This is a genomic window from Candidatus Igneacidithiobacillus taiwanensis, assembly GCF_031962545.1.
Lineage (GTDB): Bacteria > Pseudomonadota > Gammaproteobacteria > Acidithiobacillales > Acidithiobacillaceae > Igneacidithiobacillus > Igneacidithiobacillus taiwanensis.
Map to the genome: position 1 here is coordinate 1 of NZ_JAVRKK010000160.1, position 4,649 is coordinate 4,649.

The 4,649-nt window shown below is 48.0% G+C and carries 6 protein-coding genes and 1 pseudogene; 4 read left to right on the plus strand and 3 right to left on the minus strand.

What is annotated here, in order from left to right; genetic code table 11:
* The 3 genes and pseudogenes from RTI30_RS12760 to RTI30_RS12770 all read left to right on the plus strand — a co-directional run.
* Positions 1 to 235 (plus strand): annotated as a pseudogene (locus RTI30_RS12760) (hypothetical protein); the annotation flags it as partial.
* A 202-nt stretch (positions 236 to 437) separates the two neighbouring features.
* A complete protein-coding gene (locus tag RTI30_RS12765; RefSeq protein ID WP_312283945.1) occupies positions 438 to 722 on the plus strand; it encodes a hypothetical protein in 285 nt (94 codons plus the stop codon).
* A 131-nt stretch (positions 723 to 853) separates the two neighbouring features.
* Complete coding sequence (locus RTI30_RS12770) at positions 854 to 1,135, plus strand: hypothetical protein (protein WP_312283946.1); 282 nt, start codon at positions 854 to 856, stop codon at positions 1,133 to 1,135.
* 232 nt (positions 1,136 to 1,367) lie between these two features.
* On the opposite strand, the gene RTI30_RS12775 is transcribed toward RTI30_RS12770, so the two are convergent.
* The 3 genes from RTI30_RS12775 to RTI30_RS12785 all read right to left on the minus strand — a co-directional run bounded on the left by RTI30_RS12775 (position 1,368) and on the right by RTI30_RS12785 (position 3,485).
* Complete coding sequence (locus RTI30_RS12775; protein WP_312283947.1) at positions 1,368 to 2,660, minus strand: OprD family outer membrane porin; 1,293 nt, start codon at positions 2,658 to 2,660, stop codon at positions 1,368 to 1,370.
* 223 nt (positions 2,661 to 2,883) lie between these two features.
* Positions 2,884 to 3,231 (minus strand): type II toxin-antitoxin system HicB family antitoxin, encoded by a 348-nt coding sequence (locus RTI30_RS12780; RefSeq protein WP_312283948.1) that lies wholly within the window; start codon positions 3,229 to 3,231, stop codon positions 2,884 to 2,886.
* On the minus strand, positions 3,228 to 3,485 hold the full coding sequence (locus tag RTI30_RS12785; protein WP_312283949.1) for a type II toxin-antitoxin system HicA family toxin: 258 nt from the start codon (positions 3,483 to 3,485) through the stop codon (positions 3,228 to 3,230). The genes RTI30_RS12780 and RTI30_RS12785 overlap by 4 nt, the downstream gene beginning before the upstream one ends.
* A gap of 105 nt (positions 3,486 to 3,590) precedes the next feature.
* On the opposite strand from RTI30_RS12785, the gene RTI30_RS12790 reads away from it, so the two are divergent.
* Positions 3,591 to 3,986, plus strand: coding sequence for a hypothetical protein (locus tag RTI30_RS12790; protein WP_312283950.1), 396 nt, complete (start codon positions 3,591 to 3,593; stop codon positions 3,984 to 3,986).
* The last annotated feature ends 663 nt before the right edge of the window (positions 3,987 to 4,649 follow it).

Sequence of the window (4,649 nt, forward strand, 5' to 3'; positions counted from 1 at the left end):
TGAACATTCCTTGGGTCTCCACCTTGGCTCCGCGCATGACGCAACTCCCAGATTTCTAGCGTTACGTAATTATACCATGGACTTTTTCAGCATCCTCTTAAGGCTCAGCGTTCCCCGGGTATCCAGCCTGTTACGGTTAATGAAGGAAAAGCATTTGATTCACGCTCCCCGCTGCGCGATGGGGAGCAGAGGTACCCCGATCAATGTTTGGGAGATTTTTTCTGGCAAGGGCTGACCAGATTTCCAACAACCCATCTTTTGGGCCATCTTTCCAACAACACCCAAGGCCTGCCAGGAAACATTGGCCGGGAAGGCCCCGGCTGGTGTTTCCAACAAACGGTCGTTTGGCGGAGTATTGAGAAGGATTGCAGTGGTTTGATAGCCAAATCACCATACCAATAACAGACCATAGTTAGTGTTTTATCACAGGAATAGTTATGAATGACGATAATACTTTTTTAAATTTGACAAATGTAGATATTGTATATCCAGGGTATGACGGAAAATCATCATCAACTTCTGCACCCAGTGGAGGAAATTGTTATAAGTCCAAGGAAAAGTCTTGGACGCGTAAGCAAATAGCTCAGTATATAGATGATCGATTTAGTGAGTTACATAGTTTGTTGATGTTGGCAGTGCGTTTTCTTTTGTGCTTATATCAGCGTTTACAGACTTCTTGTCTTGTGCAGTTTACGGAAAAAAATCCACACAAGATCAACTAAAAAATTTTTGTCTTGGTGTTGTGTGTCTTTATTTTCAACATTGCGCTAATGATAAACATTGTCAACATTGTGAAAAGATATCCAATACGTTGGTATGTATACTGAGAAATGGCCTTGTTCACAACTTCTCCGTGAATCCTCCGTTCTGGGAAAATAAGGTAGAAAAAGACCAGGGGCATGAAGTTATTTTAACACATCGAAAAAATGCTGGAATGAACCATAATTTTACTGTTAATGGTAATAAGTTGACGCTTGTTGCTGAAGATTTTGTTGAAGCATTACGCAACTATATTAACACTCTGTATTCCGATGATATTTATAATAATATGGTTGCATGGTTTCAAAAACACCCACCAATTATAAGTTTATCAAAAGACACTCTAGTTAAGGATGACGATTCTGCCGACGGGTGAGCTGTGCTGTCAGTGTTGTTATCTGAATAAAAGGTTCGGTCCAGATAGGCTGCGGCGATGAAATACCTAGACATTTTGCATCAAAATGTCTGGCAACCTGATCGGTGTCTTTAGCAGGCTAAAGAGTTATATACGAGTGTTGCAATTCAAGATTGGAACCAATCAGCCTTTCCTTCAAGCTTCTACGCGAAGCTCCTCAATCCGTGAGCCGTGGCTATCTTTTTCTGGCCGATCAAAAGGCATATTGCAACATCAAGAGATTATAAATAAAAGAATGGCTTTTATATGCCGCAAGGCCATTTTCAATGGCCACTCGATCACGAATGCTAAGTCCCTGCAATTGTTTGGGGAAGTAGGTCAGATCCAGATAAACCCCGTCGGTTTTGCCTTCATACTGGGTATCAAAATGGGCATAACTGGCTATAAAGCGGATCTGTTTCTGCCAGGCTCGGAATATTCCTCCCAATCGCCAGGCATGACCAGGACCAAAGGCCAACAAATTGTCAGTCATAAAGGAGGCGTACATGGCGGCAAAATTGCCATAGGGTGAAACAATGGCTCCGCCACCAAAGCTGTCAGCATGAGGTGTCAACGCATTGTAGGCAAAGAAAAGATTGGCATATGGAATCTTGATCCCCGCCTTCACCCCCCAGAGGGTGCTATTTACAGTGCCCTTCTGGCCAAAAAGTCTAGCGTGGTAATTCTGCAGGATCCCGTTATTTTCCCATTCCCGCAGGAACTGTCCCGCCAGATAGGGTGTAAAAGCACCTACCCGCAAGCCATACTGAGCACTGCCATAAAACATCTTGGCAAACTGATAGAAATTGTAATACCAGGCGGATACTTTGGCACCCTGGTAGCGATAATTCAAGCCAAAGGCGAGAGTGCCGTTGCTGGACGGAGTATCATCGCCAAGGCCCACCTTCTTCACTCCATACAAAGCATCTTCATCATAATTGGTCGGATAGTAAAGATTGTCTCGGCTGTAGTTATCCGATGTGCGACTCTTCCAGCCAAAGATGCGCATCCCCTCGATCTTCAAGCCAGCCATGGGTTCCACCTGGGCAAAGATTCCCTGGAAGGTCTGGGGAAGCATGCGAGAGTCTCTGGGCCCCATCCAGGGGGTATTAATGATCTGGTTTCCTGCCCGGATGAGTACGCGCTTGGGCAATTCATACTGCAGGTAGACCTGGCCCAAGGCGTTGATGGAAGGCGCAATGCCCATGAGGGTAGTATCCACCCCACTGCTGTCGCCGCCGTGGGTGCCAAGGCTGTTGGCAGTGAAGAAACTCGCTCCGGCGCTGAAGCCATCCAGGATGCCCGTTTGCGCATTGAGAATCCCGCCCAGACTGTAGGCGTCTTGGTTTTCCTTTTGGGGCGCTCCGTAGAGCTTGCTGAAATAGTAGGAGCGGATGTCCCCGCTCACGGAGCCGTCCTGGATGATCTGGGCCAGGCTATCAGCCTGGGCAGCCATGGGTATGAGGGCGAGAACAAAAGCGATTGAAAGCCAAGTTCGGTGGATCATTGCTTACGGTCCGAATTGCTAATTTTCTGTAGCGGCGGTTTCAATCTTGAAGTGCAACACTCACATGCAACCCTTTGACACGTCACAGCTACCGATCCAGTGTTAGACATTTTGTTCCATTCTGTCTTGTGGTCCTGGTTGATGGATCGAAGGACAGCCTGATTTTGCTGGACTCTCCGCCTGTCGGTGAGGGGCAGTTATGAGACATTAAGATCAATCATGGTCATGCTGCATGATTGTTCCCCAGGAAAGATGCCAAGGCCTTGGTCACAATTTCGTTGAGACTGCTGTTTTCCTCTGCCGCCTTCATCTGTGCGTCACGATGGAGATCTGGCGGGATGCGCACCACAAAACGCCCCGAAGCAGGCTTATCTGGCTCTTGGTTCAATTCTGCGCACATACGTAGGTATCCTTCTACGGCTTGGATGAAGTTCTCTTTGAGATCATCAACGCCATGCCCTTCGTAGGTCACGATATCTCGGATATTCAAAATCCTGCCGTGGAGGATATCGTCATCCGCGCTGTACTCCACGCTGCCGAAGTATCCCTTGTGTTCCAGTCGGTTCCTCATGGCTTAATTCCTGCTGATTCCAATAATTCTTTCACCGCCTTTACCTGATATGCCTTGGCTTCTTTTTGTGGGTGAGGGCGATGCAGAAATGCGCGTCTCCCACCCAGAATTATGCGAATAGCAGAGCCATCGGCTTCCAGGACTTGGGCACCACAAGCAATCAGTAATCGCTCAATATCCTGCCACTTGATGCTGAGGTGTGGCGTGGGACTGGCAAATATCTGTTCCAAGGTTTTCCGATGCTTGCTATTCATTATTGTATAGTATCAAAAAGTGGTATCAAATCAAGCTAGTCTTGATCTATGATCTAGGGATTTGTGGTATGTTACATTATGATCACAAAGTGGGCAGAGCGTTACATGGCAAAAGTGACAATATCTGAGGCGGCTAGGCTTGCCAATGTCAGTCGGATGACCCTCTATCGCCGCTACATTAGGACTGGCGTTCTGTCGATAGAAAAAGATCATTCTGGTAATCCGAAGGTGGACGTATCAGAGTTGGTCCGAGTTTTTGGGGAGCTTTCTGGTTCTCATACCGATCAATCTGATACAGATAAAAAAGATACAGTAGGATCATCAAGTTCAGTATCAATTGGACAGGATGATACGACATGCAAGGCGCTTCTCCAGGAGCGAACAGAAGAATTACGCATTGCCAGAGAAGAGATCGCGTGGCTCCGCGCCCGTATTGAGTCTGCCGAGCAAAAGCTACTAGCTGGCCCAGAAACCAAGCGCCGTTGGTGGTGGCCTTGGTAGGTTGAGAGCAAGACAAACCAAATCCTCTCAAGCGCACCATATGCCCTTTATCTTGCATTCCATCCCGACAGAATCTATTGGGCGCCGCTGGTGGCCTTGGTGAGGCCACAAATAAAAGCCCCCGGTCGCATCGGAGCAGAGACCGGGGGTAAATATTTTCAACGGACGAAAAAAGGCACTAACATCAGAGTGAGTTATCTGATCGGTGCTAGCAACACCATCAGCACGGCAGTCCTGAAGCAGCAGGAGCAGCAAGAATATGGTAACCAATTTTGAAGCTGTAACCAAATCCACCAGCGAAGAAAGCACCGCGACCATCACGCGTACCTATTTTTTTTCATACTCCAACATAGGCAGAGCGCATCGAGTGCCGCCTGTCGTGGAGATGAATCGTGGCCTGTAGGTTCGCCGGATGGTTTTGAAACAAAAGGCATTGTCATGACACAGACAACACAATGCCCCGATTCCTGGAATAGCTGTGAGAGGCAGACAGGAATCGAGGCACGGGTCCCAGCGGAGGACTGGAGTAACTATAGCGTTACACGGAAACGGTTACCAGCTCTTCCGGTCCCGTCAGAGACGGCAGACGCGAGCATCGGAGGGCAGCATGGCCGCCCGTAAGCGCAATACCCCATCCGCCGAGCAAACAGCCCTCGATCTGGG